Consider the following 26,605-nt stretch of genomic DNA (forward strand, 5'->3'; position numbering starts at 1 on the left):
CAGGAAGACCCGCAGCAGATCACCGCGGCTGACGATACCCAGCAACGTGTCGGTCTCGTCCACGACGGGAAGCCTTTTGATGTCGTGGACGGCCATCAGGCGAGCGGCCTCGGCAGCCGTCCACTCGGGGCGTACGCACACGGCGGGGGCCGACATCAGCTCCTCCGCCCTCGCTCCCTCGGTCTTCGCCCGCTCCCATGCCTCCGGATGCGGGAGCAGTACCCGGCCGGACACATCGGCCTGGCCCGACACCTTGCGGAGCAGGTCCGCCTCGGACACCACGCCCATCGGACGGTCGGAGGCGTCCACGACCGGAACCGCCGTGACGTCGTTCTCCGCGAGGAGCATGACCAGTTCCTTGAACGGCATGTCGCGCGGCGCCCGGACCACACCGCGGGTCATGAGTTCTCCCACCGTTCTGTGGTGCATCTGCCGTCTCCTTCCGGGCTCCTACCGCCCCGGTCGGCCTCCCGGCTGCCGAGCGTCGCAACCCATGGTGGCCTCCACATGGGCTTCACGGCCCATCCGGTCGGCCATTCGGCCCAGGGCAGCACTCACCCGCCGTGCCATGGTGGAGAAGGGAACCGGAAAGGAGGGACCCCCGATGCACGCTCATGTCGGTGACCAACTGATCATCGAAAGCCCGACCACCGGCGCTGCCAGGCGGGACGGTGAGATCGTCGGGCTCCACCATGACGACGGAACGCCTCCCTATGACGTGCGATGGTCGGACTCGGATCGAGTCAGCCTCGTGTTCCCGGGGCCTGACGCACACATTCACCACATCGAGCACGCGTCGGAAAGACCTCGGGGCCCCGCGGCCCCCGGACATCGGTGAGTGTTCAACCGCCGCCCGACGAGGTCGTCACGGCTCTGGTACAGGACGCCACAACCGCCCCGTCGATGCACAACGCCCAGCCGTGGCGATTCCAGTACTTCCGGGGCAGGCGCGTCTTCCATGTCCGAGGAGACCTCCGTGGCTCCCTGCCGTATTCCGACCCGGAACAGCGCGCCCTGCACGTCGGATGCGGCGCGGCCCTGATGAATCTGCGGGTCGCGGTCGCGCATGAGGGCTGGCGGGCGACGATCCGGTTGCTTCCCGATCCGGCAGACCCGATGTTGCTGGCCTCCGTGGCGCTGACCGGCCCGCTCGACGGCGGTGACGACGATCCGGCTGCCCTGTACCCGGCCGTGCACAACCGGCACACCAGCCGTAATCCCTTCGCCGAGACTCCCCTGCCCGATCCCGTACGCACCGCCCTCGCGGCCGCCGCACGCCGGGAGCACGTCTCGCTGTCCTTCGCGTCGGGGTGGCACCTACAGGCCGTTCTGGACCTGCTGCTGGAGGCCGAAGCCCGCAATCTCACCGATTCCGGGGTCGCGGCGGACCTGGCCCGCTTCACCCGAAGGGCGCACGATAGGCGGCCTGCCACTGAAGGAGTTCCGGAGCACGCCTTCGGGCCCCGCCGCCGCATCGGCAAGGCGCCCGTGCGGGACTTCGCGGGCGGCGAACCGGTGCCCGGCCGCCCGGCCGCCGACTTCGAGGCCACCCCACACCTGGCCCTGCTGAGTACCGGGCGCGACCGGCCGGAGGACTGGCTGCGCACCGGCCAGGCGATGGAACGGGTGCTGCTCCAGGCCACGCTCGACGGACTTGCCACCTCGTTCGTCACCCAGGCCCTGGAATGGCGCGACCTGCGCTGGCCGCTCCGTGACCCGATGTCGGGCTCGGCGTACGTACAGATGGTGCTGCGGCTGGGTTATGGCGAGCCTGGCACGCAGACGCCTCGTCGGCCGGTCCAAGAGGTACTGGACATCCAGCCGTAGCCCTGTCGGCGCGGCGACGCGAGACCCGTTCAGGACGATCGCGCCGACTCAGTCCGCCCGGCGGCCCTGAAGTGGCATTGGACGTCCACGACGCCCTCCACGGCCCGGGCGAGGCGCGCGGCCACGGGAATCAGCGCGGTGTCGCCCAGCTCCCCACTGAGCGTGACCACGCCCTCGTCCACCCGTACGTGGACGGCATGCCCGAGGCCGGGGAAGAGGTAGGACACCACCGTGCGGCGGATTTCCTCCGCGATGTCCTCGTCCGCCCGGAGGAAGACCTTCAGCAGATCGCCCCGGCTGACGATGCCCTGCAACTTGCCTTCGGTGTCGACCACGGGAAGCCGTTTGACCCGCCTGATGGCCATGATCCGGGCCGCTTCGGCCAAGGTGGCATCCGTGTGCACGGTCACCGCGGGGGTACTCATCAGCTCCTCCGCCGTCACCGCCCTCGCCTTCGCGAGGTCGGGCAGGCGCCGCATCTGCTCGAAACGGTCAGGGTCACTGTCCCGGAACTCCTCCTTGGGCAGCAGATCCGCCTCGGAGACGACTCCGACCACCCGCCCTTCGCCCTCCAGGACCGGCATGGCACTTGCATGCCACTGGCCCAGGGTCTGCACGATTTCCTTGAACGGCGCGTCCCGCCCGACAGCGACGACCGTTCGCGTCATCACATCGCTCACGATGTGCGGAGTCTCAGGCACGGCCCTGCCTCCTCTCGTCGGCTTTCCCCCAGCGTTTCCGATCAGGCCGCCGCTTCAAGTGTCCGGCGGGCGGAGCCACCCGGCCACAGGAAACGGGCCGACGGGAGCCGACACCGTTCATGAACTCCGGCGGACACCAGCTCAGCAAGGCGCATCTTCCCGCCCGCCTGCCTTGTCCTCTGGCAGCCCGTCAGCTGGACCGTTTCACGACCTTGGACGTGTTGAGGACTCTTCCCCTTGCGTCCAGTGTCCTGACCTGGAAGTACGGCCCGAGGCTGTTCGTGGTGATGGCGGGTCTCGAATCCGGACCGTGACGCGCGTCTGACGACGAGCGACAGGGAGTCGGGATCGGATCCGGCGAGTACCTGCCACGCTCTGGTCTGCGTCGAACCGTTCCAGGAGGCGTAGACGACGCTGCCTCCCCCGCGGGCCCGTGCCACCGCGCTCGGTGGATAGTACGGCGTGCGGGTCCACTCGTACCGGAACGCTCGGTACGAGATGTTGGAGCCCGGCAGCTTCGCGTCGTAGAGCAGGCTCTGCAAGCCGTCGCCTTCGGTGTTCCCCGCGCCCCCGTACTCCGAATAGTAGGGACTCCGGCCCCACCCGAGGCCGGCCTGGTCCCGGCCGCGCCGGAACAGATAGTGTGTAAAGAGCGCGTCAAGAGATGCGAGGTGTGCCGGGAAGTCTGGTCGGCGATGAAAGGGGCCCGCGTGCCCGTACCGTCGATGCCCCGGAGGCCCCCGGATGCGTGCTTCCCGCCGCGAACGTTCGATTTTCCTCGGTCTCCTGCCGTGGCCGGAGCGGGTGCAGGTGGCCCGGGCCCTGCGCGCGGAGACCGTCGGCGGGCTGCTGCTACTGGCGGCGGCCGTGGTGGCGCTGGTGTGGGCGAACAGCCCACTCAGCGGCGCCTACGAGCACATACGCGATTTCCACTTCGGGATACCGGCGCTCGGGCTGGACCTGTCGGTGGGGCACTGGACCGCCGACGGGCTGCTGACCGTCTTCTTCCTGGTCGCCGGGATCGAGCTGAAACGCGAGCTGGTGGTCGGCGAGCTGCGGACTCCGGCCACCGCCGCCCTGCCCGTGGTCGCCGCCGTGTGCGGCATGGTGGTGCCGGCCGCCCTCTACCTGGCCACCATCGGCCTCGGTGGCGGGACTGCGGCAGGGTGGGCGGTGCCGATGGCCACCGACATCGCCTTCGCCCTCGCCGTCCTTGCGGTCCTCTCCACTCACCTGCCCTCCGCCCTGCGTGCCTTCCTGCTGACCTTGGCCGTGGTCGACGACCTGGGCGCGATCCTGGTGATTGCGGTCTTCTTCAGCTCCGACCTCAACCCGTACGCGCTGGCCGGAGCACTGGTCGGGCTGATCGTCTTGTCCCTGCTTCAGCGGCATAGGGTGCGCGGCTGGTGGTGGTACGTGCCGCTCGGGATGGCCATCTGGGCGCTGATGCACAACGGTGGCGTGCACCCCACCGTCGCCGGTGTGGCGATGGGACTGATCCTGCGCACCACGCGCCACGAGGGCGAGGATGCTTCCCCGGGGGAGCGCACGGAGCATCTGCTGCGGCCGGTCTCGGCAGGGGTGGCGGTGCCACTGTTCGCCCTGTTCGCCGCCGGCGTGAGCATCTCGGCCGCTGCGCTGGGCGAGGTGTTCACCCGCCCGGAGCCGCTGGGCGTGGTGCTCGGCCTGGTCGTCGGCAAGACAGTGGGGATCTTCACCGGTACCTGGTTGGCGGCCCGGTTCACCCGGGCACGGCTGAACCCGGATCTTGCCTGGGCCGATGTGCTCGCTTTGGCGGTGCTGGCGGGGATCGGCTTCACCGTCTCCCTGCTCATCGGCGAGCTCGCCTTCCCCGTACCGGCCGACGCCGAGCACATCAAAGCCGCCGTGCTGCTGGGCTCTCTCATCGCCGCTGCGGCGGCCGCGATTTTGATCAAGCGACGCAATGGGACTTACCGCCGACTGTGGGAGGCGGAAACCTGCGATGAGGACGCCGACGGCGTTCCCGACATCTACCAGCGGCCCAGCCCCGGGCACCGTCGTGCCGAGGGCGGGAACTGAAGGTGGCCCGGTGATGGGTACGCGGGATCTCGCCGAGCCCCACGCCCTTCGAGAGCACCGACCCGAGCGACCACAGCGAACCGGACGCCGGCGCGCTCGGCACCACCGCAACCGTCGTCGTGCCCCATCCATGCCCTTCAAGTCGGTGAACAGCGGTCAACGACGACGCGCTCACGCCTGTCCATCAAGATCATGGCGGTTGCCTCGTCTCACAACGAGCCCCTCTGCACATGGGGAGTACCCAAAACCGTTCGAACCACCGCCCCGGTCGACGGGCGAGTTGCGGGCTCGACCGCATCAGCGGTGGGGCAACCGCAGGGCGTGGCTCTGGCCGGGGGCGAGAATCACCGTCCGGTCGGGGAGTACCAACCGGATCGGCTCGTGATCGGAGTCGGGAACAGCGACGCGAAGCCAGCCGCGTTCCAGGCGGAGGCTCACTCCCCAGTGGCCGCGGTAACGGAGGGAGAAGCGGAAGGCAGGCATTTCCGGCAGCGGGGCCGGGTCCAGATGGAGGGCCCCGTCGTGGGTGCGCAGCCCGGTCAGTCCGCGCTGGACCAGGTCCAGGGTTCCGGCCATGGCACCGAGGTGGATGCCTTCAGGCGTGGTTCCGCCCTGGATGTCGACGACATCGGATTCCAGCGCCTGGAGGCAGTACTGCCAGGCCGCCGCACGCTCGGTGCGGGCGAGCACCCAGCCGTGCACCAGGCTGCTGAGGGTGGAGCCGTGGCTGGTGCGGCTCAGGTAGTAGTCCACGGTGCGGCGCCAGACCACGTCGTCCACCATGTATCCGAGCGCCCGGAAGAGCGCGGCCAGTTCCTCCGGCGCGAAGAGGTATCCGAGCATGAGGACATCGGCCTGCTTCGACGCCTGGTAGCGGTTGACCGAGTCGCCCTCGGCCTCGAGGATCCGGTCGAGGCGGCGGATGTCCGGGTACGTGGCGCGGTAGGCGCCCCAGTCCAGCTCGGCCAGCTCCCCGTAACGGTCGAACTGGCTGATGACTCCGGCGTGGAAGGGCACGTACAGCCGCCGTGAGATCTCCTCCCAGCGGGCCAGTTCGGCGTCGTCCAGCGCCAGCCGCTCCAGCAGTTCCTGCCGCCGCCACACCGGCAGGCCGCGGGCGAGTTCGATTGCCCGGCCGAGCACCCAGGCGGCGGTGACGTTGGTATACGCGTTGTCGTCCAGCCCCGGCCGGGAGCTGCCCGGGTACGCGTCGTGATATTCGTCCGGGCCGACCACACCGCGGATCCGGTACCGGCCGAGCGCGGTGTCCAGATCAGCCAGGCTCCCCCAGAAGCGGGCGATCTGCAGGATCATCTCGGCGCCCTTGGTGTGCAGGAACTCGATGTCGCCGCTGGCCTCGCAGTACTGCCACACGTCGTACGCCACCGCGGAATTCACATGGTGCTGAAGCCGGGAGTGGTCCGGCAGCCAGTGGCCCGACAGAGGGTTCAGGTGCAGCCGCGGCGTCTCCTCACGGCCGTCGCTCCCGCTCTGCCACGGATACATAGCACCCCGGTGGCCCGTCTCCCGCGCGGCGCGGCACGCCTGCGGCAGGCGCCGGTGGCGGTAGGTGAGCAGGCCCCGGGAGACTTCGGGGAAGTGGAGGTTCAGATAAGGCAGGACGAACAGCTCGTCCCAGAAGACATGCCCCCGGTACGCTTCGCCGTGCAGACCACGCGCCGGGACGCCCACGTCCAGGTCGGCCGTGTGCGGCGAGAGGGTCTGGAGCACGTGGAAGAGATGGAGCCGCAGGATGCGGCCGGGCTCTCCCGGCACGTCGAGTTCGGCGCGCCGCCACAGCCGGGCCCAGGCCGCTTCGTGTGAGGCGCGCAGCTCGGGGAAGTCGCCGGCCGTCGTCACCCGTTCCACCGCCGCCTGTAGCGGATCGCCGATCGCCAGGTCGCGGGAGGTGTGCAGTGCCACGATCTTGTCGATCACGACTGGGCGGCCGGGTTCGACGGAAATCGTCAGCGTGTGCACCGCCCGCCGCCGTCCGGGCTTGAGGCGGTATGACAGCGGTTCCGCCCCTGTGACCCGGGTCTGCGCGGCCAGCGCGACGCGGATGTCCGAGGTCCGGGTCCGGCAACGCAGCCACGCGGTGCCGGACCCGGACGTACCGGTGCGCAGCCCGGTCAGGTGACGCTCTCCGAGGCCCTCGTAGCGGCGCACGTTGGTGTTGCGCACATCCCCGTCCAGGGCCGACTCGACCTCCACCCGGATCGCCCGGCCCTCCGCCGTGAGGACAGTGCGCAACGCGGCCAGATGAGGGTCGCCCATATGGACCAGCCGGTGCTGCTCCACCCCCAGCCGGTGCCCGGCCGGGCCGCGATAGCCGACCGTCCGGGTGAGCATTCCCGTGCGCATGTCCAGGACCTGCGAAAAGTCGAGCGGCACGCAGGTGTCCGGGGACAGCCACGCCCCGGCGGTGCCGTCATCGCGCATGGGCCGCACGCGCAGCGGCAGCCAGTTCGGCAGATTGACCAGGTCCTCGTTCTCGACCTCGCGGCCCTCGACGGCGGAGCGCAACCGGTCGTAACACCCGGCCACGTACGTTCCCGGGTAGTGCACCCGCCCGGCGCGGCTCTCGGGCGCCGCGCCGCGGGTCGCCGTATAGCCGTTGCCGAGGGTGCACAGCACCTCCCGCAGCCGTTCGGCGGCCGGGTCATAGCCGCGGTACTCCCAGGTCCACTCCGGCATGGGGCGCTCATCTCCTCGTCCCATGATGGGAACGCCGCCCCGACTACGCATGCCGACCGACGGGGGCGGCGGGGCCCTTCGGCCCATGGCCGGTCCCTTCCCGCCGGTCCGATCCTGGACATCGGACGGCCGGGATACGAGGCGGTGAGCGAGATGTCCGACGCGACCACCACCGACCTGTACGAGGTCACGATGGCCACGGCGTACCTGGAGGAGGGAATGACGGCCCCGGCCACGTTCAGTCTCTTCGTACGGGACCTGCCGCCTGGCCGCGGTTTTCTCGTGAGCGCGGGCCTGGAGTCGGCGCTGGACTTCCTCTCCACCTTTCACATCGGCCCCGAGGACACGCGCACCTTCGCGGAGGTACTGCACCGTCCGCCCAGCGACCTGGCAGCCCTCACCGGTCTGGAGTTCACCGGCGAGGTTCGGGCGGTGCCCGAGGGGCGGGTCGTGCTGGCTGGGGAACCGCTGCTGGAGATCACCGCGCCACTCCCCCAGGCCCAGCTGGTGGAGACGTACGTGCTCAATCAGCTCAGCCATCAGACCGCGATCGCTTCGAAGGCCGCGCGCTGTGTACTCGCGGCGGCCGGCCGCCCTGTCGTGGACTTCTCCCTGCGGCGGACGCACGGGCCCGAGGCCGGATTTCAGTGCGCCAGGCTGGGCGCGATGACAGGGTTCGCGGGCACCAGCAACGTGGCCGCGGCAGCCGCCTGCGGTCTGCCGGCCATCGGCACGATGGCCCATTCGTTCGTGGAGGCGTTCGCCTCGGAGGAGGAGGCGTTCCGCGCCTTCGCCCGCACCCATCCCGGACCGGTGACACTCCTGGTGGACACGTATGACACCGAGCGGGGCGTCCGCACGGCGGCGCGTGTGCTGAGCGACCTGGAATGCGGCCCCGGATCGGCCGTAAGGCTGGACAGCGGCGACCTCGGCGCGCTGGCGGCCAGGGCCCGCACGATTCTGGACGGCGCCGGACTGCCGGAAGTACGCATCGTCGCCAGTGGCAGTCTGGACGAGTACGCGGTGGACCGGCTGGTCCGCTCCGAGTCCCCGATCGACATCTACGCGGTGGGAACGCGGGTCGGCGTCTCGGCGGATGCCCCGTACCTGGACTCCGCGTACAAGATGGTCCAGTACGACGGGCGGCCGGTGATGAAGCTCTCCGCTGCCAAAGTGACCGCTCCGGGGCCCAAACAGGTCTACCGCCGTCCGGGACACCCGGATCTGATCGCCCTGAGCGACGAACCGCCTCCGCCTCACAGCGTGCCCCTGCTGGAAACCGTGATGCGGCACGGACAGCGCACCGCCCCCCGCGCCGCCCTCCAGGAGTGCCGGGAGCGCTTGACCGCCGACCTGACGGAACTGCCCCACTCCGCCCGGCTCATCGAGCATCCGATCGCTCCGAAAGCCGTCCCATCCGCATCGCTGACCGCGCTCACCCAGCAAGTGCGCGACTGCCTTCGCGTTCTCTCCGCTACAGATGTACACACCGGTCCGGCGTCGTCATCGGCCGGTCGTTCATGCCCTCAAGCAGCTGCCGGACCTGATCGGCCAGAACAAGGTCGGCGCCGAGGAAGTTGCCTCTGATCTGCTGACCGGCTCATGGCGGCGGCTGGTGTTCGCCAACCCCTGGACGGCGACCGCTGGGGCGCCCCATCTATGTGTCATCACTTCTGCCGTTTCACAGTTGGAGCGTGCGGCGGAGAGCGAGGGTGAGTTCGTCGAGCTTGGCCTCGGCGTGGGTCGGGTCCGCTCGGGCGGCGGTGGTGATGCAGTGGCGTATGTGGTCTTCCAGGAGGCCGAGGGCTACTTGGTGCAGGGCGTGGGTGACGGCGCTGATCTGGGTGAGTACGTCGATGCAGTACCGGTCGTCGGCGACCATGCGGGTGATGCCGCGGGTCTGGCCTTCGATCTTGTGGAGCCGGGCGAGGTGGTCGGGTTTGTGGCCGGTGTATCCGGGCGGTGCCGGTTCCCCGGTGGCGCGCGGTTCCCGGGTGGCGTGGTGGTCGGCGGTGGTCATCGCGGTGGGCCTCCTTCACGGGTGCCGCTCGCAGCCTGGGTGAGGTGCTCGGCGGACTCCGTGCGGGGCTCGGCGCGGGCAGGTGCGGCGGGCGGCGGTGGGGTGGTGTGCCAGTGGCGCAGGCGGTTGGAGTTGGTGACGACCGACAGGGAGGACAGGGCCATGGCGGCGGCGGCGATGACGGGGCTGAGGTGGATGCCCCACAGGGGGTAGAGGGCGCCGGCGGCGACGGGGACGCCGATGGCGTTGTAGATCAGGGCGAAGAACAGGTTCTGGCGGATGTTGCGCATGGTGGCCCGGGAGAGCCGGACGGCGGTGACGACGCCGCTGAGGGAGCCGGAGATGAGGGTGATGTCGGCGGCTTCGATGGCGACGTCGGTGCCGGTGCCGATGGCGAGTCCGACGTCGGCGGCAGCCAGGGCGGGGGCGTCGTTGATGCCGTCGCCGACCATGCCGACCGTGCGGCCCTCGCCCTGAAGGCGGCGGATCTCATCGGCCTTGTGTTCGGGCAGCACCTCGGCCAGCACTCGGCGTACCCCGACCTGGCGGGCGATGGCTTCGGCGGTGCGGGCGTTGTCGCCGGTGATGATGACGACGTCCAGGCCGAGCCGCTGGAGGGCGGCGATGGCGGCGGTGGAGTCGTCCTTGACGGTGTCGGCGACGGCGAGCACCCCGGCGGGTGCTCCGTCGGCGGCGGCGAGCACCGGGGTCTTGCCCTGGGCCGACAGGTCGGCCGCGACGCCATCGAGTGGACCGGTGTTCAGGTGGGCGTCGCCGAGCAGGCGGGCGGTGCCGACCAGGATGGTGTGGCCGTCGGCGGTGGCGCGGACGCCTTTGCCGGTGACCGAGTCGAAGGCGTCGGCTGCCGGGAGGTCCAGGCCCCGCTGCCGGGCGCCGGCCACGATCGCGGTGGCGAGGGGGTGTTCGCTCATTTCCTCGGCGGCTGCCACGAGCGCCAGCAGTTCGCTCTCGTCGTAGCCGTCGGTCGGGTGCACGTCGGTGAGGACGGGCTTGCCCGCGGTGACGGTGCCGGTCTTGTCCAGCACGATGGTGTCGAGCTTGTGGGCGGTCTCCAGGGCCTCGGCCGAGCGGATGAGGATGCCCGCCTGTGCGCCTTTGCCGGTGCCGACCATGATCGACAGGGGAGTGGCCAGGCCCAGCGCGCAGGGGCAGGCGATGATCAGTACGGCGACAGCGGCGACCAGGGCGAGAGTCAGGGCCGGGGCGGGGCCGAGGGTGAACCAGACGGCGAAGGTGGCGACCGCGACGGTGATCACGGCGGGGACGAAGTAGGCGGAGACCGCGTCGGCGAGCCGCTGGATCGGGGCTTTGGACGCCTGGGCCTGCTGCACGAGGCGGATGATCTGGGACAGCATGGTCTCCGTGCCGATCTTCGCCGCGCGCACCCGCAAGGATCCGGTGCCGTTGACCGTGGCACCGATGACGGTATCGCCGGGGTGTTTGCTGACCGGCATCGGTTCCCCGGTGACCATGGATTCGTCCACCGCCGAAGAACCGGCCAGGACGTCGCCGTCGACCGGCACCTTCTCCCCGGGACGGATCAGCAGCTCATCACCGACAGCGACGTCGTCGACCGGGATCTCCACCGGGGTGCCGTCCCGCATCACACGGGCGGTGCGGGCCCGCAGCCCGAGCAGGGCCCGGATGGCCTCGCCGGTGCCTGCCTTGGCCCGGGCCTCCAGCAGCCTGCCCAGCAGGATCAGGGTGAGGATCACCCCGACCGCCTCGTAGTACACCGCGCGGACCCCGGCCGGGAACAGGCTGGGGGCGAGGGTGACCAGCAGGCTGTAGCCGTAGGCGGCGGTCGTGCCCAGGGTGATCAGGGAGTTCATGTCGGCCGAGCGGTGCCGCAGGGCCAGCCAGCCGGTGGTGTGGATCGGACGGCCGGTGTAGAACATCACGGGCGTGATCAGCGCCAGCTGGAACCAGTGGTTCAGCATCCATCCCGGCACCCAGACAGCGCCGAACAGTTCATGCGCCATCACCGCGATGAGCACCGGCAGCGTCAGCACCGCGCCCACCGCGACCCGCCGGGTCAGATCACGGATCTCCGCGCGCCGCTCGGCGGCCTCCGTAGCCTCCGCGTCCGCCGCGCCCTCGCCCTCCGGGGAAGGTCCGACCGGTCCGGCGGCGGTGGCGGGCGGAGCCTGGCCGCCGCCGGAGAAAGTCTGCCCGCCGCCGCCCTGCGGGGGCGCGGCCGGATCGACCAGCAGCGTTCCGTGGATCATGTTCATCCCACAGGCGAACCCGAAGGACCCGGCCTCGTCGGGCCTCAGCCGCACCGTCGTGCGCGTGTGGGCGGGCAGGCCCGCGCTGACCCGCAGGTCCGGGAAGACCACCCGCGAGGTGCACTCCCCGGACTCCCGCCGGTCGAAGACCAGCTCCACCGGCATCCCCTGGCGCACCCGGATGACGTTCGGGCTGTAGCCACCGCGCACCGTGATGCCCACCCGCTGCACCCCGCCCTCGACCGTTGCGGTGCGGGCCCGGCGCGGCCCGAAGAAATACCAGCCCAGCCCGGCGACCACGACAACGGCGGCGGCGATGACAACCAGATCCAGGGCGTTCATGGCAGAACATTCCTTTCCCGCCCCCTACCTCCCAGCGTCGCTCGCGGCTACCGGTACCGGGTAAGGGCTGACCGGCCCACTGGCCGGGACCGGCAGGCCCCAGCACACCCGGCAGGCGCGAGCGACGATGACAGCAGGCAGAACAACTTCACCAACGGTCGGCCGAGTGTCCTGAGCCCGGCTGACCTGGGGAAGTGAGGCGGGAATGATGTTCTGGTACGGCCATGGCATGAACGGCTGGGGCTGGTTCGCAATGTCGATCAGCATGGTGCTGTTCTGGGCAGTGATCATCGCCATCGGCGTCCTGCTCTACCGGGCCCTGAACCGCCCCACCACGCCAGGTGGCGGGCCCACCGCCTGGCACAAGACGCCCCCGCCCGGCGGCCCCGAGCAAGTCCTCGCCGAGCGGTACGCACGCGGCGAGATCGACGAAGAGGAATACCACCGCCGCCTGGCCACCCTCCGAGGATCACCACCAGGCGCACCACCCTGACCGGGCCGCCCCGCCCGCGCCCCATGCCCTTCCACCGGGAGGTCACCATGACCGGACCCACCACCCACCGGCCCGGCACCTTTGCCTGGCGCACGGTGAACATCAGCCCCGCCGAGCGCGCGGGCCGCGCCCTGATGGGCCTGGCCGCCACCATCATCGCGATCGTCCTGCTCACCGGCGCCGGCGGCGCGCTTGCCGTCGTCTTGGAGGTGCTGCTGCTCCTGGCCGGCTTGGATCTGCTGATCACGGGGGCGACCGGGCACTGCCCGCTGTACGCCAAGCTCGGCCACGTGCCCCGAACCCGACGGAGCCGACCATGAGCCACCCCACCACGCCCGGTCAGGACAAGCGGAGCAAGCACGGATGGCTGATGCTCGCCTGTTGCGTCCCGATGATCATCGCCGTGGTCGTGCTGGTTGTCACCGGCGTCCTCAGCACCGGTTTCCTGGTCATCGCCATCATGTGCGTGGCCATGATGGCGGTGATGATGCGGGGCATGGACCAAGGCGGCAACGACCGCTCCTGACCGCTGTGGCGCGATCACGCTGATCGGCACACTGAGCGCGCGGCGCCTGGCCCACCGGCTTGAGACCCGACAGATCAACGAAGCCGCCTATGGCCTGTGGCACATCGGCTGGAGAGGTGACCCCCACCTGAGCCCCTTCCGCCTCGCCAGCTATGTCGCCATCAGCGCGGGCTTCTGGCTCGTCGCCGCAGCCTGGCCACCCTGATCATGTTCCCCGTCCCGGTGTACGTGTACGTCCGCCTGGCCCACAGCGAAGAGCGGGAAGTCGCCCGCCGGTTCGGCGACAGGTGGACCGCCGGGATCGACCCCGCGCCCCAGCGACCATTCCTGGCCCGCCTCCCTCAAAGCCCAGGCCTCCGCCATCCTGGCCACCGACCTCTTCCACGTCGACACGGTCTTCCTGCGACGCTGGTTCGTACTGTTCTTCATCGACCACGACTGCCGCCGCGCACACATCGCCGGAATCACCCGAAACCCGACCGGCCCCAGGATCACCCAGCAAGCACGCAACTACCTCATGGACCTGGGCGACCGCGCAGAGTCGATCAAATTCCTCATCCGGGACCGCGGCGCCTACTTCACCGACAGCTTCGACTCCGTCTTCCAGGCGACCGGCATACGCATGGTCCCCACCCTGCCCGCCGTGCCATGGATGAACGCGATCGCAGAACGCTGGATCGGATCATGCCGACGCGAGGCAACCGACCGCATCCTGATCACCGGAGAGCGCCACCTACGCCTCGTCGTCAGTGAGTGCGGAGCACTACAACGGACACAGGCCGCACCGATCCCTCGGACAACGGGCACCGAACCGACTCACCGAGCCCGAACCACTCACCGAACTGTCCTGCCGGGTACGTACCCGGCAGGACGGTGTTCCGACTGTCGAGCAGTGGATTACTTGTGGACGATGCGGAACGTCGCGGTTCCGGGGGTTCCGCGGGTGTCCACCTGATAGCTACCAGTGGGCACCTTGTACGATCCCATCTGGAAAGCGTCGCCCTTCTTTAGGCCCTGGACATAGGCCAATTCGCCGACCTTGATCGAAGGCCGCCAAGCAGAGCAGTGGCCAGGAGCGACCGCGGTCGTGTGCTTCCTCGTGGTGAAGGCGACGAACGAACGGTAGCCACTCGCGTGGTTGCAGACACGCACCTTACCGTCGGCCGCCGGCGCGGCCGAGGCGGCTGGAGCGGTCACGGCGAACGCGCTGGCAATACCGGCCAGACTCATCGCACCGAAAGCGATACGCCGAGCGAAGTGGTTATTCACAGCATCTCCATCGTGTCGGAAAGTGGATGTATCCGTTTTGGGCAGACACCGAAGCCGCACCCGCCTGCGCCGACCCCATGCCGATGGCGGTGGCCGCCGCGGCACTGGCCAGAACGGCTGCTGACCTGGTGAACTCAATTCCCACCTTGCTTGATGGCAGTAATGACTGACTAACCCGCGCCTAACGTTCGCTGCCGTGTGGCTAACGTGCCGCGGCCGCGCGGCCGCGCCGCTGGTCCAGGACGTCCACGGCCACTCCGGCGGGCAGGCTGCCGAGCCACCGTCACGCGCGCCGTCGCCGGAACCGCGGCGGCCTTCACCACGCCACTGTTGTTGGCGGAGATGGTTCGACGTGAGTGGTTCCGAGGCTGCATCGTGAGCGCAGCATTGCCGATATTGCCGTGAAGCCACTTGGATGCGAAGCGGAGTATGTGGATCGAGCAGTTGTCGACTCCGGTGCCCTGGAGGCTGCCCGGGCCCGCCACTGCGCCGTGGTGCTGGGAAATGCGGTCTATCCGGAACCGCACCCTCGTGCCGCCTTGCTGTACAAGGTGACCCGGAAGCTGCTGGCTGTTCCATCGGTGCTCCTCCGCCGCGGGACGGCGAAGGACGCGGAACTGCTGGTGCTGCGGCACGAGAACGCGGTCCTACGCCGCCAGTTGGCCGGACCGGTGCGTTATGAGCCCGCCGACCGGTTCTGGTTCGCCGGATGTACGCGCTGGTGTTCCTCAAGCACGGCACCCGGCGGCTGCACATCACCGGAGTCACCGCCCGCCCGACCCGGAACGACAACTACCACCCGACAACCACGAACCACCCGCCGCGACGCATGACCTCAGCACCGGCGTAGTCCTACGCACCCGGATCCTCGGCGCCCTCATCAACGAGCACAGATACGCGGCATGACATGCAGCGATGACTTTTCGAGCGGCACACGGGTATGACCGGTGCTTGGCGCCACTTCCAGCGCACCAGAGGCCGGTGCCAGGTCAGCAGCGTGCCCGGAGTGACCAGCCGGTGGCGGCGTAAGACCGGTGGCAGGTGCCGGGCGAGGGCGGAGAACACGGCACGCTCGGCCCACGACAATCGCGGCCGATCGACCGTCGCAGTCCCACAACTACTGATCATGCCCATACTCAAACGATCGCAAAGCCCCTGGTCGGTCGCCGTACGGCAATAAGGACACCCTTCAGAGGCGAACTGCCCTTTCCGGACCGTGTCCGCCCTGGTCAGCGGGTCGCGATCGTTTCGATCGTCAGCCCCGAAAAGGAGCGGTGCTCCCGCGGACGACAAGTTCGGTGGCGAGCTCCGCACGTCCGCGCTCGAGCGGCCGACCCTGGGCAAGGGCAATCACCATGCCGGCGGCGGTGGCGGCCATCTCGGCGAGCGGCTGGCGCACGGTGGTGAGGGGCGGGGTGAGCCACCGGCTCGGGAAGAGGTCGTCGAATCCGACGACACTCAGGTCCTCGGGAACGCGCAGCCCGGCCTCGGCCGCCGCGCGGTAGACGCCGAGCGCCTGACCGTCGTTGCCGGTGAAGACGGCGGTCGGCGGCTCCGGGAGGCGCAGCAGGTCCCGGGTGTGCTTGAGTCCGTCCAGGATCTGGAAGTCGCCGACGCGGACGAGGGCGGGGTCGACCGGAATGCCGGCCATGTCGAGGGCGGCCCGGTAACCGTCCAGCCTGGCCCGGCCGGCCAGGACGTGCTCCCCTCCCGTGATGACGGCGATGCGCCGGTGCCCGAGCTCCAGGAGGTGCCGGTCGCCGACAGCCCGCCACTCCAGTTGCTCGCGCTCACCGACGGGGCGCCGTGGTCGGGATCCCCGGTCGGATCGACGAGCGCGAACGGTATGCCCCGGGTGCGCAGTTGTTCGGCCTGCTCGCCGCTGGGTCCTGAGAACACCGAGACGACACCGGTCGGGCGGCGGGCCAGCACACCCTCGACCCAGCCTCGCTCCGGGGTGTGGCGGCCCCGTAACTCGGAAACCACGACGGCCAGTTGGTGTTCGGCGGCCACTCGCCGGACGCCGCGGAAGATCTCGGTCGGGTAGGGCCCGCGCACCTCGTGGAAGACCAGTTCGAGCAGGGCGGCGGGGCCCGCCGCCTTCTGCCGCCGGTACCCGTGCCGGCGGATGATGCCCTCGATCAACGAGCGGGTCGTCGGGGCCACGTCCGCCCGCCCGTTGACGACCTTGGAGACCGTGGCTACGGAGACCCCGGCGCGCTGAGCGATCTGCGCGATGGTCAGCGATTCGCCCTGGCGGCCGTCGGCTGAGCACCTACGGGGCAGTGTACTGGCCGCTCCGATCCTTTCGAAGAGAACACTGCTGTCCGCAACAAGGGCCACCGCAGGGGCTTGACGGCACAAGGAGGTACTTCTACGGTCCCCTCACCGCCATAACGATCGGTAGAACTCCCCAAAATCATTCGCTCAGGAGCCTGCGGTGAAGAGGGATCTTTCTGCACACACTGCCATGGGAGCGCTCCCACATCCGTCCGGAGCTCCGGCCGTCGTCCACCATCAACCCGATCAACCCGACGAGATCCACGGGGCATGGCGAGCACGCACCTCCGGAATCCGACGTATGGAGACCCGAAGCGAACGCCCGGTGGAAGCGGCCCGGGCGCTCGGAGCAGCAACAACCGCGCACCACGTCGCACTCCCGGCCCTCCGTCCCACCCGCCGAGAAGAGTGATACCCGTGCCCGCATCCGAACAGCCACACGTCCCCAGCCGCCGGGGAATACTGACCACCGCCACCGGACTGGCCGCAGGAGCCGCGATGCCACTGGTCAGCGCGCAGTCGGCACACGCCGCGTTATCTCGTGCGGCGACCCAGGAGCCTCATGTGGGCGCCGCCTCGTTCACCAATCCGGTGATCTGGCAGGACTTCGCCGACATCGACATCATCCGGGTCGGTGACACGTACTACTACTCGGCCTCGACGATGCACTACTCGCCAGGTGCACCGATCCTGCGCTCCTACGACCTGGTCAACTGGGAGTTCGCCGGCCACTCGGTACCACGTCTGGACTTCGGGGCCAAGTACGACCTGAACGGCGGGCGTGGCTACGTGAGGGGCATCTGGGCGTCGTCGCTGGCCTACCGGCCGAGGAACCGCACGTTCTACTGGCTGGGCCAGATCGACTTCGCCCGCACCTACATCTACACCGCCACGTCGGTCGAGGGCCCCTGGACCCGGCACGCCGACCTGCCGCACGTCTACTACGACGCCGGGCTGCTCGTCGACACCGACGACACCCTCTACGTGGCCTACGGCAACACGCAGATCAGCGTCGCCCAACTCTCCCCGGACGCCCGCAGCCAGGTCCGCGCCCAGCAGGTGTTCTCCACCCCCGCCGGCATCGGAACACTGGAGGGCTCCCGCTTCTACAAGATCAACGGGAACTACTACATCTTCCTCACCCGCCCGGCCAACGGGCAGTACATCCTCAAGTCCACCTCGGGCCCCTTCGGCCCCTACACCCTCCGCCAGGTCCTCCTCGACCTGCCGGGACCGATCCCCGGCGGCGGTGTCCCCCACCAGGGTGGACTCGTCCAGACCCAGAACGGCCAGTGGTACTACCTGGCCTTCGTCGACGCCTATCCCGGCGGACGCGTCCCCGCCCTCGCCCCCGTCACCTGGACATCCGACGGCTGGCCCCAGCTGCACCTTGTGAACGGCGCCTGGGGCACCGCCTACCCCACTCCCGACCTCCCCCCACCACCCCGTCAGGTCGAACCCCTCATCGGCGTCGACACCTTCCAGGGGACCACCCTCAAACCCGCCTGGGAGTGGAACCACAACCCCGACAACGGTCGATGGTCCGTCAACGACGGCCTACGCCTGACCACCGCCACCGTCACCAACGACCTCTACGCCGCCCGAAACACCCTCACCCACCGCATCCAGGGCCCCAGCTCCACCGCCACCATCACCCTCGACCACGCCCAGATGCGCGACGGCGACCGAGCCGGCCTCGCCATGCTTCGCGACTCCTCCGCCTGGATCGGCCTCCAACGCGAGAACGGCACGACCCGCCTGGCCATGGTCGACGGCCTGACCATGGACAGCAACTGGAACACCACCGGCACCGGCACCGAGCGCGCCACCACGGCCATCACCGGCACCCGCATCTGGCTGCGCGCCGCCACCGACATCCGCCCCGGCACCGGCCGCCAAGCCCGGTTCTCCTACAGCATCAACGGCAGCACCTACGCGCCCCTCGGCCCCGCCTTCACCCTCAACAACGCCTGGCAGTTCTTCATGGGCTATCGCTATGCCATCTTCAACCACGCCACCCGGGCACTCGGCGGCACGGTGACCGTCAGCCGCTTCGAACTGACCACGCCCTGAACGCGGTCGTCCGCCGGTGACCCCGACCGGACATTCACATGACCGCGGGCTCGAGTACAGACGTCTGATGACGCTTTCCATCCCGGTGAAAGGAGAGGTACATGCCCATGCCCATCGCTCACCGCTCCAGGAAGCGCGGACGTCTGCCGCGCCTGCTGGCAGCGGCGGCTGTCGCGCTGACGCTGCTCTCCTCCGTGCCGGCCCAGCCGCCGGCTCAGGCCGCGCCCGGAAGCCCGGCGCTCACCCCGCCGCTGGGCTGGAACAGCTGGAACAGCTTCGGCTGCAACAACGTCAACGAGACGGTGATCCGACAGGCCGCCGACGCCATGGTGAGTTCGGGCATGCGGGACGCCGGCTACGACTACGTCGTGGTCGACGACTGCTGGTTCGATCCCCAGCGCGACGCCCAAGGCAACCTGCGCGCGCATCCGACGAAGTTCCCCAGCGGCATGAGGGCGCTGGGCGACTACATCCACAGCCGCGGCCTCAAGTTCGGGATCTACCAGGTGCCCACCGAGCGCACCTGCGCCCAGCGCGTCGGCACCTACCCCGGCTCAACCGGCAGCAGCGGACACGAGGTGCGGGACGCCAACACCTTCGCCTCCTGGGGCGTGGACTATCTGAAGTACGACTGGTGCTCTCCCGAGGGCACCCGCGAGGAGCAGATCGCCCGGTTCACGCTCATGCGAGACGCCCTCCGCGCCACGGGACGTCCCATCGTCTACAGCATCAACCCCAACAGCTTCCACGCCGTCACCGGCCCCACCTACGACTGGGGTCAGGTCGCCGACCTGTGGCGCACCACCGAGGACCTGCTGGACATCTGGCAGAACGGCAACACCAACAGCTATCCGATGGGCGTGGGAAACGTCGTCGACATCAACGCTCCGTTGGCCGCCCAAAACGGCCCCGGCCACTGGAACGACCCGGACATGCTGGTGGTCGGCAGACCGGGGCTCACGCTGACCGAGTCCCGGTCACATTTCGCGCTGTGGGCTCTGATGGCCGCGCCCCTGATGGCGGGCAACGACATCCGCACCATGTCCGCCGAGGTCAGCGCCATCCTGCGCAACCCACGTCTGCTGGCCGTGAACCAGGACGCCCTGGGCGCGGGCGGACGACGGGTGCGCGACGACGGCGCCGCCGAGGTGTTCGCCAAACCCCTGTCCGACGGCTCGGTCGCCGTCGGTCTGTTCAACCGCGGCGGCGGAACCACCGCGATCACCACTACGGCGGCCCAGATCGGGCTGTCCGGCGGAACGTTGACCCTGACCGACCTGTGGACCGGGGCAACATCCACCACCGGCGGTCAGATCTCCGCGAGCGTGCCGGCACATGGCGTCGCTCTGTACCGGGTGTCCGGGGGCACCCCGCTGGAGAACACGACATCCCGCTTGCGTGGTGCCGGCTCGGGCCGCTGCCTGGATGTCGACAACGCCTCCACCGCGTCCGGCGCCACCGTACTGATCTGGGACTGCCACACCGCGGCGAACCAGTCCTGGACCACGTGGCCTGGCGGCGAGATCCGCGTCTACGGCGACAAGTGCCTGGACGCCTACAACCAGGGCACCACCAACGGCACCCCTGTGGTCACCTGGCCGTGCAACGGACAGAACAACCAGAAGTGGACGCTCACCTCCGATGGCTCGATCCGCAACGTTCACTCGGGACTGTGCCTCGATGTCAGCCAGGCGGGCACCGCCAACGGAACCGCGGTGATCCTGTGGACCTGCAACGGCCGGCCGCACCAGAAGTGGGCTCGCACCTGAGGAACCCGCCTGGCAGCGGGGACGCGCACCATCCCCCGCACCGCCAAGCCCAAGGTCAACGTTCAGCCAGGAGGAGTAATGACGTTACGTCGAAATGAGTCCATGACCGTTGGGCATCGCCGCCGGACTCCGGCAACACGCACGGGACTTCCTCCGCCCGCTCACGGCCCTCGGTCGAGCCTGGCCAACCCGGACACATCGCGATCATGCAAAGGACCCTGCGGGAGGCGCGGTTGATCAAGCGCTGAGCGCGGCCCGGAGCGCCTCACCCGCGTGGCGCAGCGCGGCCGCAGACGGCTGGTGGCCGGGGGGTTGCCGACGTGAAGGTGTGGTGACCATCAACCGATGGTTCAGTAAGGGAAGTTGAGGCCCTCCTGGCGAGGCTGCCAGCGTGATTGATCGGCATGTACCGGCATCGCATACCGCGAAAACGGGGGATCCTGACTTGGCACGCTCACGACCGCCCGCGCCCACACTGCTTGCCCGGGCCCTCCTCATCGCCGTGGCGCTGGTGGGCACGCTGCTCTCCGCGCCCGCGCAGCAGGCCGCCGCGGAACCGCCGCCGCCTCCGCCACCGACGCAGCCTCCCCCGTCGAACGCGCCTGACTTCGAGCCTTCGCACTGCGCGAACTGGGTGGTCCTGAGCCTGGCCGGCGGGGGACACCAGCTCTCGGCCCAGGAGCCCTTCGGCCATCCGCAGCTCAACCCCTACCTGTGGGGCATCACCGAGGCTCTGGAGGATCACGGCATCGGGACCTCGCCGCCCAACGTGAACCCCCGCCCCCCGGTCCCGTCCGACGAGCATCCGAACGGCAAGTACCTCGTCGACCTCCACGCCTTTCCGTACAACTCCGGGAGGTCGGACTACTGGGCGAACGTGGAGGCGGCCCAGGGCCTGCTCGCCCAGCGGATCGAGTGGTACGACAGGACCTGCGGGGCGAGCACCAACGTCATCCTCGCCGGCTACTCCATGGGCGCGCACGTGATCAAGCGGGCCATGCAGGAGCCGCTGGTGAAGGAGCACCAGGACGTGGTGGCCGGCATCCTGAACATCGCGGACCCCAGCCGGATGAACAATCAGCGCGGGATGGCCGGCCGACCGAACGAGGCCCGCCAGATGGAGACGAAGTCCGGGTCCTTCGAACCGATCAGGTACGACAGCCCGGTCCTCCCCGGTGAGTTCGAGCGGCCGCCCAAACCTGAATCGGTGGAGTCCGACCCTGGGCTCGGAGGGGCGCTGGGCCGGATCATGGTGCCGGAGGAGTTCTCCGGACTGGGCGGGAACGGCAGGTACTTCGACATCTGCCGTACCGAGGACTCCTTCTGCAACACGGAGCGTCCTCCGCTGGGCATCGGGGCACCAGCAGGAGCGCAGCTCACCGCACAGCTCCTCAGGCTCGGCATGGGTCAGGGTCCGCACAGGGACTACGAGGACCAGGCTCGCTCCGATCCGTACGAGCCCGGACCCACGCCGGTCGAGATGGGCAAACGCGTCGTCAACCGCGCCGTCCAGCACCAGCAGCACCGCGCACAGACCCCGCCGGGCCCGCCGATCGCGCCCGGCCAGGGCGGTGCCGGCGGCGGCAAGGGCCCGGTGGCACCGCCGCAGGCGCCGCCGCCCGCGGCCGCGCGGCCGGACAACCCGCCGCCGACGCTGTTCGACCCGAACGACAAGTCGTGCAACCCGCACGGCCCCACCGACGGCATGTCCACCGCCGCGATCCGGGAGGCGTGCGCGGAGGTCGCCGCCGACACCTGGTACACCTGGGGCGGCGGCCACAGTGTCAGCCCGCCGCAGGCCACCTTCGGGCACGTCGACTCCTCCGACCCCGAGCGCAGCCGGTTCGACCCTGAGCGCAAGGGCTTCGACTGCTCCGGCTTCGTGCGCTACGCGTACTACAAGGCGGCAGGGCACGACATCCTCGGCGACCGCACCGCCTCGCAGATGTACAACGCCTCCTGGCCGGTGCGCATGACGGCCCAGCAGGGCGAGGCCGCGCTGCTCCCCGGCGACCTGGTGTTCTTCGGTGGCCCCGGCAGCATTCACCATGTCGCGATCTACCTCGGCAACGGAATGATCGCCGAGGCGCCGCAGTCCAACGAGAAGATCCGGGTGGCCGAGCTGCGCAGCCACGACGACTACGCCGGCGCCGTCCGTGTCAGCGGCCAGGGCGGTGGCGGCGGCCAGGGCAACGCCCCGAACTCCACCTGGGGCACCAACGTCAACACCCACACCGAGCCGGCCGCTGGCTCCCCGGTGCAGACGACGTTCCCCGGCCCGACCGGCATCCGCATCGACTGCCAGATGCGCGCCGAGACGGTGACGGCCGACGGCTACACCAACGACGTCTGGTCGCACCTGCCGGACCACGGCGGCAGCTGGATCTCCAACGTCTACGTCAAGGGCCCAGGCTGGCTCCCCGGCATCCCGGCCTGCTCCGGCGACGCCGGATCTCCCGCACCACCGGCCGGCGGCGACCCCGGGGCTGAGCACATGAGCTGGGGCACCGACGTGCAGCTGCGCAGCGGCCCGTCGACCGGCACCCCGGCCACCGAGGTGCTGCCGGGGCCGACGCAGCTGCGGATCGACTGCCAGGCCCGCGGCGAGCAGGTCACCTCGGGCGGGATCACCAACGACGCCTGGTCCCACCTGCCCGACCACAACGCCTGGATCTCCAACATCTATATCCGCGGCGGAGCCTGGCTCGACGGCGTCCCGGAGTGCGCCACAGAACCGGGCGGCGGCATCGGCGACAGCCCCGACTACCGCGGCACCTGGGGCGACAACGTCAAGATCCGCGCGGACGCCTCGCAGCAGGCGCCCGTGGTCAGCACGCTGCCGGCGCCGAGCCAGGTGCGCGTGCAGTGCCAGAAACATGCCCAGACGATGACCTCCGAGGGCTACACCAACGACGCCTGGAGCTACCTCTCGGACCGCAAGGGGTGGATCAGCAACATCTACCTCAAGGGCGGCGCCTGGCAGGACGGCATCCCGGAGTGCAAGCCGGGCAACCCGCCCCCGGCCTGACAGCCCTCACCACCGGAGGCCGCCGCCCCGCAGCGGAGCGGCGGCCTCCGCGATGTCCGTTCACCCGTCATGGCGGAGCGCCTGGTTGCGAAACGTCACGCCTGGTTGCGGGCACGCGACCAGGCCGGTATGGACGACAACGACTCCGCCCGTATCCCCGCTCAGGGCCCCGAGTTCCCCGCCCGGTTTCTTCGAGCTCGTCGATGAGTTGAAGAGCATCGTCGAGCAGGCCCCGTAACGCTTCAAAACTGCTTCCGTCGTGCCGCTGTCCCTCGCCACGCTCCACGGCTTCGGGCCCGCGGCCGCGGGCCTGCCCCTGCTCGCGGGATCCATCGGCTGGTGGGCCGGGGCCCAGGCGCAGGACCTGATCACCAGGATGACGAGGCCGTCGCTGCTTCGGTGCGGTCTCATCGCCCTGGCGTTCCCTGCTCGAGGGCCTACGGAGTCGGGGCGCGCACCCGGCTGACGCCGTGCTGGCAGCCGCAGCGGGCGCAGCCGCCGACCTGGGCTGCCGCGGGCTCCGCGTCGTGATGGAACTGCACGGTCGCGAAGAGGAGGTGGTCGGCGGTGCGGACCTGTCGCGGGCAGTGGGCTGGTTCACCACCCTGGTCCTCGTGCTGGTCGACGCCGCACCGGATGCCGAGCCGCGCGAGGCGCTCGACAGTGCCCGGGAGGCCCGTTCACGCCATGCCCTCGAACACGGCCTAGTTGTGCGGTACGGCGCCTCGGACACCGCCGTTCGGTCCCGGCCCGCGGAGGCGGAACGCCCGTGGGTGAGCGTGAACTACCTGGGCAGACTCGGAACGGTGTTCACCGGCACGGCCGGACGGGGCGACGACAGCCTGGTGGAAGTCCCGTTGCCGCACCGGGGTGACCGGGCCCCGGATAACCCCAGGCCGTTTCACTGGGAGTTCAGCGCGTACACGAAGGGGGACGAGATGAGGTTGCGGCTGGCGCACGCGGGCGACGGCGGCCAGGCGGAACGCCTTCTGAATACCGCCTGCGACTACCTCCGCTCCCTCGCCGCCGTCCTGGACCCGGCAGAGACGAAGGAGTTGCGGTGAGCGAGAACTGGCTGGTGGACCTCGTGCCCGCCGAGCGGCCGGGGCGGGTGGCATACCTGTTCCCGCACGCGGGCGCGGGCGTCGGGGCGGTGCTGGCATTGGGCCGGGCCCTGGCTCCGGACCCCCGCCCGGTGGCGATCCGTCTGCCCGGGCGGGAGGCGCTGAGTACCTTGCCGGAACCACCCGATGGCCACCCGTGGCGTCGCCGATCCTGGCCATCCGCGCCACGGAGGACGAGACCGTCGCCGAGGAGGACATCGCCGCGTGGGCTGCGCTGACGACGAGCGGCCACACGACCGCGCTGATCGCCGCCGAGCACAACCTGCTGCGCGACCGTCCGGCGGAGTTGGCCGACGCACTCCGGGGCGCACTGTCCTGAGCGCCGGGCCCGGCGGTGGCCGGTCAGGGCCTGCGGTGCACGGAAACGGCGTACTCTCCGCCGGTGTAAGGGTCCCGGGACCACGTCGCGTACCGGGCTTCGAAGGTGAGTCCCTGCGCATGGCAGTGAGCGTCGTAGTCGTCCAGCGTGTAACCGCGGTTCAGGGAGAACCCGGCGACCAGGCGCCCAGCCGGACGGACGTGACCGGCAACCCCGGCCACCAGGGCCGGCTCCGTTCCCGGCGGGGTGAACAGGGGGACGTTGCCCGCCATCACCACAACGTCGAACAACTGCCCGAGGTCGAGGTCCACCAGGTCGCGCTGGTACCAGCTGATCCCCGGCGCCCGGCGCCGGGCGGTGGCGAGCATCGACTCGTCGACGTCCACGCCCGTCACGGCGATCCCGTGGCGGGCCAGCTCGATGGCCACCCGCCCGGTGCCACAGCCCGCGTCGAGGACCGTGGACGGGGCGAAGGAACGGACCAGCGCGGCTTCACCATGGACATCCCCTCCCTCGACGGCGATGCGGTCGAACCGGGCCTGGTACTCCTCACCGTTCCACGTCATGCGATCACCATGGCACACCCGCCACCCCGCCCACGACCGATCTCCGCCGGAGGCCCAAAACGCTTCCGAACACGAGCCGGCCCTCGCCAGTGCGAGTGCCAGTGCGCCGGGCCGGTGCGGGCCAGGATGCCGCCGACGATCACCACGGCGGAATGGCGGAACCGCGTGCGGGGCCGGAGCGCGAGCGACGGCCCGAGGCGGCCGATGATGCGGACGCCCGGCCGCTGCAACCGACACCCACGTCGATCAGCGATCCGGAGCAGGCGCTGGCCTCGGCATACGAAGACGCGAGCCCAGCGGCGGCAGTGCGCTTTCCGTAAATGGCACCCGCCCTGGTGGGAGGTGGCGCGCACGGTGTACCGGAGGTCGACCGGCGAAGTCGCCACAACAGGCGCTCTCGCGAGGCTGGCGCGACCGCGGCAAGATGATCGACCGTGCTGCTGCGGCCGGCTTACTCGGCGTGACGAACGCGTTCGCGATGCTTCGCCCGCTGACGATGTCCGATCGTCGTACACCGCCGTACGGAGCAAGAGGACACCGCTCCCAGCCCCCTCCCGAGCAGGCCCACCCTGCTGCCACACTCCGATATTCTGGCCCCTGTCGATTCCGGTGCCCGAAAGCGCTGGGGAGTATGAGCCGTGAGGTCGGCCACCACCGCAAAGCTCCGCGCCAATGCCACGACCATTCGCCAGCTCGGACGCCGGCATGGCCTGCACTCCTTCGCCTTGAGCACCGAGCCCGGGAAACTTGTCGCCACCCTGGACGCCGACCGCTCCTACTTCGACATCACCAGCTTCGAATCAGACCTGTCCAGCATCCTCGGCGCCCTCGCGGAAGTCGTCCCACGCGGCCCCGGAGTGGAAGTCGAAGAAACCAAACCTCTGAACGACCTGCGCGGGGCGGCGTGCCCCACACACGCACTGACCGGGAAAACCGGGAGCTGCTACGCCTGACCGACGCAATGGCAGCACTCGACCAAGCGCGCTCAATCCTTCGCGACGGATCAGTCCCGCCTTGCTACCACAGGCGGGGGTCGCCGTGTCGGGCAGTGGGGCGCACTGATGGTTCCGCTTCCCCGGGGGGCTCACCCGGGTCGGGGCACGCGTTCTGCGACCGGGAATTCACGGTTGCGCATAAGTCATGAATACAAAGGGCACTTACCCACAAAAACGCCCCAACCTCCGACTATATCGTGCATATGTTCGACGCCGACATCAGGCCCCTGGAAAGTGTTGTGATTTCCTGGGATCGTCCGTGATGC

20 protein-coding genes and 3 pseudogenes are annotated in these 26,605 nt (G+C 69.7%); 15 read left to right on the forward strand and 8 right to left on the reverse strand.

From position 1 onward, the window contains the following. The coding region (locus LCH29_RS36765; RefSeq protein ID WP_446466020.1) for a CBS domain-containing protein at window positions 1–429 on the reverse strand (429 nt) is incomplete at its 3' end. 175 nt (window positions 430–604) lie between these two features. On the opposite strand from LCH29_RS36765, the pseudogene LCH29_RS36770 reads away from it, so the two are divergent. Beyond that, a pseudogene (locus LCH29_RS36770) lies at window positions 605–823 on the forward strand (DUF1918 domain-containing protein); the annotation flags it as partial. Window positions 824–834: 11 nt separating this feature from the next. Next, entirely contained in the window at window positions 835–1,827 is a 993-nt protein-coding gene (locus tag LCH29_RS36775; protein WP_446466021.1) for an Acg family FMN-binding oxidoreductase, read from the forward strand. Between the two features lie 29 nt (window positions 1,828–1,856). Here LCH29_RS36775 and LCH29_RS36780 read toward each other — a convergent pair whose 3' ends face one another. Then, entirely contained in the window at window positions 1,857–2,528 is a 672-nt protein-coding gene (locus LCH29_RS36780) for a CBS domain-containing protein (protein WP_446466022.1), read from the reverse strand. 744 nt (window positions 2,529–3,272) lie between these two features. Between LCH29_RS36780 and nhaA the strand changes: the two genes are divergently transcribed. Then, complete coding sequence (gene nhaA, locus LCH29_RS36785) at window positions 3,273–4,589, forward strand: Na+/H+ antiporter NhaA (RefSeq protein WP_446466023.1); 1,317 nt, start codon at window positions 3,273–3,275, stop codon at window positions 4,587–4,589. A gap of 297 nt (window positions 4,590–4,886) precedes the next feature. Here nhaA and LCH29_RS36790 read toward each other — a convergent pair whose 3' ends face one another. Further along, the gene (locus tag LCH29_RS36790; protein ID WP_446466024.1) at window positions 4,887–7,286 is read right to left on the reverse strand and encodes a glycoside hydrolase family 65 protein; all 2,400 of its coding nucleotides are present in this window, start codon (window positions 7,284–7,286) and stop codon (window positions 4,887–4,889) included. A 153-nt stretch (window positions 7,287–7,439) separates the two neighbouring features. Here LCH29_RS36790 and LCH29_RS36795 point away from each other — a divergent pair, with 153 nt between their 5' ends. Beyond that, on the forward strand, window positions 7,440–8,873 hold the full coding sequence (locus LCH29_RS36795; RefSeq protein WP_446466051.1) for a nicotinate phosphoribosyltransferase: 1,434 nt from the start codon (window positions 7,440–7,442) through the stop codon (window positions 8,871–8,873). Window positions 8,874–8,967: 94 nt separating this feature from the next. Here LCH29_RS36795 and LCH29_RS36800 read toward each other — a convergent pair whose 3' ends face one another. Together LCH29_RS36800 and LCH29_RS36805 are read right to left on the reverse strand one after the other, a co-directional pair. Then, complete coding sequence (locus LCH29_RS36800) at window positions 8,968–9,306, reverse strand: metal-sensitive transcriptional regulator (protein WP_446466025.1); 339 nt, start codon at window positions 9,304–9,306, stop codon at window positions 8,968–8,970. Continuing rightward, window positions 9,303–11,897, reverse strand: coding sequence for a heavy metal translocating P-type ATPase (locus LCH29_RS36805; protein ID WP_446466026.1), 2,595 nt, complete (start codon window positions 11,895–11,897; stop codon window positions 9,303–9,305). Before LCH29_RS36805 ends, LCH29_RS36800 begins: the two co-directional genes overlap by 4 nt. A gap of 205 nt (window positions 11,898–12,102) precedes the next feature. Between LCH29_RS36805 and LCH29_RS36810 the strand changes: the two genes are divergently transcribed. From LCH29_RS36810 to LCH29_RS36820, 3 genes are read left to right on the forward strand one after another with little or no spacing between them, the layout of a single operon-like run. After that, complete coding sequence (locus LCH29_RS36810) at window positions 12,103–12,390, forward strand: SHOCT domain-containing protein (RefSeq protein WP_446466027.1); 288 nt, start codon at window positions 12,103–12,105, stop codon at window positions 12,388–12,390. A 47-nt stretch (window positions 12,391–12,437) separates the two neighbouring features. After that, on the forward strand, window positions 12,438–12,710 hold the full coding sequence (locus tag LCH29_RS36815; protein ID WP_446466028.1) for a YgaP family membrane protein: 273 nt from the start codon (window positions 12,438–12,440) through the stop codon (window positions 12,708–12,710). After that, a complete protein-coding gene (locus tag LCH29_RS36820) occupies window positions 12,707–12,916 on the forward strand; it encodes a hypothetical protein (protein WP_446466029.1) in 210 nt (69 codons plus the stop codon). Before LCH29_RS36815 ends, LCH29_RS36820 begins: the two co-directional genes overlap by 4 nt. A gap of 897 nt (window positions 12,917–13,813) precedes the next feature. On the opposite strand, the gene LCH29_RS36825 is transcribed toward LCH29_RS36820, so the two are convergent. Next, window positions 13,814–14,185 carry a hypothetical protein gene (locus LCH29_RS36825; RefSeq protein WP_446466030.1) on the reverse strand — a complete coding sequence of 124 codons (372 nt, stop codon included), beginning with the start codon at window positions 14,183–14,185 and terminating at the stop codon, window positions 13,814–13,816. A gap of 563 nt (window positions 14,186–14,748) precedes the next feature. On the opposite strand from LCH29_RS36825, the pseudogene LCH29_RS36830 reads away from it, so the two are divergent. Both LCH29_RS36830 and LCH29_RS36835 read left to right on the forward strand, forming a co-directional pair. Beyond that, a pseudogene (locus LCH29_RS36830) lies at window positions 14,749–14,892 on the forward strand (integrase core domain-containing protein); the annotation flags it as partial. Between the two features lie 2 nt (window positions 14,893–14,894). Then, on the forward strand, window positions 14,895–15,035 hold the full coding sequence (locus tag LCH29_RS36835; protein ID WP_446466054.1) for a hypothetical protein: 141 nt from the start codon (window positions 14,895–14,897) through the stop codon (window positions 15,033–15,035). A gap of 405 nt (window positions 15,036–15,440) precedes the next feature. On the opposite strand, the pseudogene LCH29_RS36840 reads toward LCH29_RS36835, so the two are convergent. Continuing rightward, window positions 15,441–16,471: pseudogene (locus LCH29_RS36840) on the reverse strand (LacI family DNA-binding transcriptional regulator). 492 nt (window positions 16,472–16,963) lie between these two features. On the opposite strand from LCH29_RS36840, the gene LCH29_RS36845 reads away from it, so the two are divergent. From LCH29_RS36845 to LCH29_RS36865, 5 genes are all read left to right on the forward strand, one after another. After that, a complete protein-coding gene (locus tag LCH29_RS36845; protein ID WP_446466031.1) occupies window positions 16,964–18,538 on the forward strand; it encodes a family 43 glycosylhydrolase in 1,575 nt (524 codons plus the stop codon). Window positions 18,539–18,645: 107 nt separating this feature from the next. After that, window positions 18,646–20,307: a glycoside hydrolase family 27 protein gene (locus LCH29_RS36850; RefSeq protein ID WP_446466052.1), complete on the forward strand. Its 1,662-nt coding sequence runs from the start codon at window positions 18,646–18,648 to the stop codon at window positions 20,305–20,307. Window positions 20,308–20,752: 445 nt separating this feature from the next. After that, window positions 20,753–23,335 (forward strand): NlpC/P60 family protein, encoded by a 2,583-nt coding sequence (locus LCH29_RS36855; protein ID WP_446466032.1) that lies wholly within the window; start codon window positions 20,753–20,755, stop codon window positions 23,333–23,335. Between the two features lie 470 nt (window positions 23,336–23,805). Then, window positions 23,806–24,399, forward strand: a complete 594-nt coding sequence (locus tag LCH29_RS36860; RefSeq protein ID WP_446466033.1) for a hypothetical protein — start codon at window positions 23,806–23,808, stop codon at window positions 24,397–24,399. A gap of 196 nt (window positions 24,400–24,595) precedes the next feature. Then, window positions 24,596–24,778: a hypothetical protein gene (locus tag LCH29_RS36865; protein ID WP_446466034.1), complete on the forward strand. Its 183-nt coding sequence runs from the start codon at window positions 24,596–24,598 to the stop codon at window positions 24,776–24,778. A 23-nt stretch (window positions 24,779–24,801) separates the two neighbouring features. On the opposite strand, the gene LCH29_RS36870 is transcribed toward LCH29_RS36865, so the two are convergent. Then, on the reverse strand, window positions 24,802–25,344 hold the full coding sequence (locus LCH29_RS36870; RefSeq protein WP_446466035.1) for a class I SAM-dependent DNA methyltransferase: 543 nt from the start codon (window positions 25,342–25,344) through the stop codon (window positions 24,802–24,804). Window positions 25,345–25,982: 638 nt separating this feature from the next. Between LCH29_RS36870 and LCH29_RS36875 the strand changes: the two genes are divergently transcribed. Beyond that, the gene (locus tag LCH29_RS36875; protein ID WP_446466036.1) at window positions 25,983–26,297 is read left to right on the forward strand and encodes a hypothetical protein; all 315 of its coding nucleotides are present in this window, start codon (window positions 25,983–25,985) and stop codon (window positions 26,295–26,297) included. Window positions 26,298–26,605: the final 308 nt, after the last annotated feature.

The sequence above is a fragment of the Streptomyces sp. BRA346 genome (genome assembly GCF_052851135.1).